The organism is Tolypothrix sp. FACHB-123, from assembly GCF_014697075.1.
Taxonomy (GTDB): Bacteria; Cyanobacteriota; Cyanobacteriia; order Cyanobacteriales; family Nostocaceae; genus Aulosira.
In genome coordinates, this window is record NZ_JACJRE010000150.1 from 1 (window position 1) to 2551 (window position 2551).

The 2551-nt window shown below is 40.3% G+C and carries 3 protein-coding genes and 1 CRISPR repeat array; all 3 genes read right to left on the minus strand.

Annotated features, from left to right (window positions below; all coding sequences use genetic code 11):
* Positions 1–14: 14 nt before the first annotated feature.
* The 3 genes from H6G41_RS34400 to H6G41_RS34410 all read right to left on the minus strand — a co-directional run bounded on the left by H6G41_RS34400 (position 15) and on the right by H6G41_RS34410 (position 1230).
* Complete coding sequence (locus tag H6G41_RS34400; protein ID WP_190752865.1) at positions 15–230, minus strand: hypothetical protein; 216 nt, start codon at positions 228–230, stop codon at positions 15–17.
* A 40-nt stretch (positions 231–270) separates the two neighbouring features.
* A complete protein-coding gene (locus H6G41_RS34405; RefSeq protein WP_190752867.1) occupies positions 271–594 on the minus strand; it encodes a hypothetical protein in 324 nt (107 codons plus the stop codon).
* Positions 595–657: 63 nt separating this feature from the next.
* Complete coding sequence (locus H6G41_RS34410; RefSeq protein WP_190752869.1) at positions 658–1230, minus strand: NYN domain-containing protein; 573 nt, start codon at positions 1228–1230, stop codon at positions 658–660.
* 267 nt (positions 1231–1497) lie between these two features.
* Positions 1498–2486: direct repeats of the CRISPR family, unit length 36 nt; unit sequence GTTTCCAATTATTCCGAATTAACCCAATCGGTGGGG.
* The last annotated feature ends 65 nt before the right edge of the window (positions 2487–2551 follow it).

A 2551-nucleotide genomic window follows, 5' to 3' on the forward strand; every position in this document is an offset into this window, starting at 1 on the left:
GTAAGGTATTTGCACTAAAACCTAAAATCTTCTATTCCTTTGACTATTTTGGGTACAGTCCATACTTTTGAACCTTCTTTGAGGGCTTCATTATTTTTTAAGGGTTTAGTTCCACCGAAACCTTCTTCCATGACATCATCATTGCCAATTTCGGGAAACTTTTTTCGCAATTGTTCTACTGTTGTACCCTGAGGTAAATCAACTAATTTACCATTGACTACTGCTCGCATATTTTCTCCTTAATGTGTATTTTTGTATTTAGCTGCTAGTTTATTTGTGTCGTTGCTGCACTGTGGGGGTGTTTAATTTTTTGGTCGGTTGGTTATTTTGATGGTTGCTATTAACCCAAGATAAAAGGAAGATTAATCCAATCACACTGCAAATATTAATGATGAGAAACTGCATAAATTGTCGGGCGATCGCTTCTTCGAGGAGGATGCATCTTTTGTCTAGTTTACTGATTTGATTGTGGATGTTGGTGACTTCTTGGTTATGTTGTTGATTTTGCTGTTGACTGAATTTCATTATTTGTTTTTCTACGTTATCTGGATCGTGTATTTCTTGGATAATCAATTTGCCGTTGATGGTTCGCATGATGGCTATGATGTTCTGATTGATAACTGGTTTAATTAATTGCCGAATTAATTAATATGAGAGTTAATCAAATATGCTGGTGTTACCAATTCTGTGGAATGTTTGATTAGTATTTTGCGGATTAAATGAATCAAATACTTCGATTAAGTCGATAATGCTGTTAGCTGCATTTTTTAACTCGCTACCTAATGACTGTTCTACAGATGCAACTTCTACTCGCATTCCTCTTCGTCTCAATTTTTCGGCTAAATAAGCAAAATCTGAATCTCCTGTGACTAAGACAACGATATCTGGTTTGACTTCTAATGCTAATTCCACTGCATCCATCGCCATCACAACATCAATGTTGGTTTCGTATTCTTCTCCTTTGGCTTTTCCTTCTTTTGCAACTACTAAAAAGCCGTTATTTCTAGCCCAATATACAAATTTCTCTTTGGTTTTGCGTTGTTCTTCAAATCTTTCTCTGGCTGGTGGTAAACCAACATAAATCACCATTTCGATTAATTCTCTACCTTCTTTGGGATCTGCAAGATAGTTACATATTTTTTGCCAGTCGATTTTTCTGTTGAAGCTTTGTGCTGCTAGGTAAGTGTTATCGCTGTCTGCAAAAATCAGGACACGACGAGATGTAAGCATAGGTTTTCACCAATTGCTGTTTATTTGGGTTTGGACGATATGTTTTATTAAAACTTATGCTTGGAAACTCGCGTTTCCAAAGGTGGCGATCGCCTAAGAGTTTGGTGACACACCCATTAATTTAAGGTGTTGCGATCGCTTTGCTCCATTATGCCTGCAATGACAAAATATTTTTTACACATTTGGGCTGTTTTTATCTTTATTAATAATTAAAAATACCTGAAACTGCATTTTCATCATAATCATTGCAGTTTCAGGTATTGTAATTTCTTCAATTATTCCGAATTAACCCAATCGGTGGGGGTAACGGACAGGCGCAAGCCTGCCCTCGTAGTGTACGTTTCCAATTATTCCGAATTAACCCAATCGGTGGGGGTATGAAGGTAAATTGGGAAAACCCACCCCGTTGTGTTTCCAATTATTCCGAATTAACCCAATCGGTGGGGGCAAAAAGCGGACGAAATCCGCAAGCAACAACGAGCGTTTCCAATTATTCCGAATTAACCCAATCGGTGGGGTCAAAGCAAAAGAAGGCACAGATAAGCAAAAGAAGGTTTCCAATTATTCCGAATTAACCCAATCGGTGGGGCAATTGACGGTGCATTTGCAAACGTCAATCGTGGCATGGGGTTTCCAATTATTCCGAATTAACCCAATCGGTGGGGGTTTCCGACAGAAGCCGTTGAAGAAGCCCGCAAGCGTTTCCAATTATTCCGAATTAACCCAATCGGTGGGGAGAAAAATTCCATGGCAAGCTTAAATTCCCGCCCTGTTCGTTTCCAATTATTCCGAATTAACCCAATCGGTGGGGGTTCCAATCTTTGATTGCTTTCATCGCTGCTGGTTTGATGTTTCCAATTATTCCGAATTAACCCAATCGGTGGGGGGAGGTCAAGGTGGTGCTGGAGGAACTGCAACCCTAAAGTTTCCAATTATTCCGAATTAACCCAATCGGTGGGGATTAATGTCTTGCACTGAACGGCGCTTAGCCATTAAGTTTCCAATTATTCCGAATTAACCCAATCGGTGGGGGCAGGAAGAGACGATCAGAATGGAGGAAATGGTTTAGTTTCCAATTATTCCGAATTAACCCAATCGGTGGGGTTAGTGAAGTAAATCAAGAAGCTCGAGCACGAGCGAATGTTTCCAATTATTCCGAATTAACCCAATCGGTGGGGGAAACGCCACCGCTCAACTGACGGGTCGAGTTTGCTCGGGTCGTTTCCAATTATTCCGAATTAACCCAATCGGTGGGGAGTTCGTCTAGCAGCCCTTACCCAGTAAGGGTTTCAGACTGCAAATCGACACCACTTGTAAAAGT

Bases quoted from the DNA above. Each gene is read 5' to 3' on its own strand.
- H6G41_RS34400 (WP_190752865.1), bottom strand. From the start codon at position 230: ATGCGAGCAGTAGTCAATGGTAAATTAGTTGATTTACCTCAGGGTACA.
- H6G41_RS34405 (WP_190752867.1), bottom strand. From the start codon at position 594: ATGCGAACCATCAACGGCAAATTGATTATCCAAGAAATACACGATCCA.
- H6G41_RS34410 (WP_190752869.1), bottom strand. From the start codon at position 1,230: ATGCTTACATCTCGTCGTGTCCTGATTTTTGCAGACAGCGATAACACT.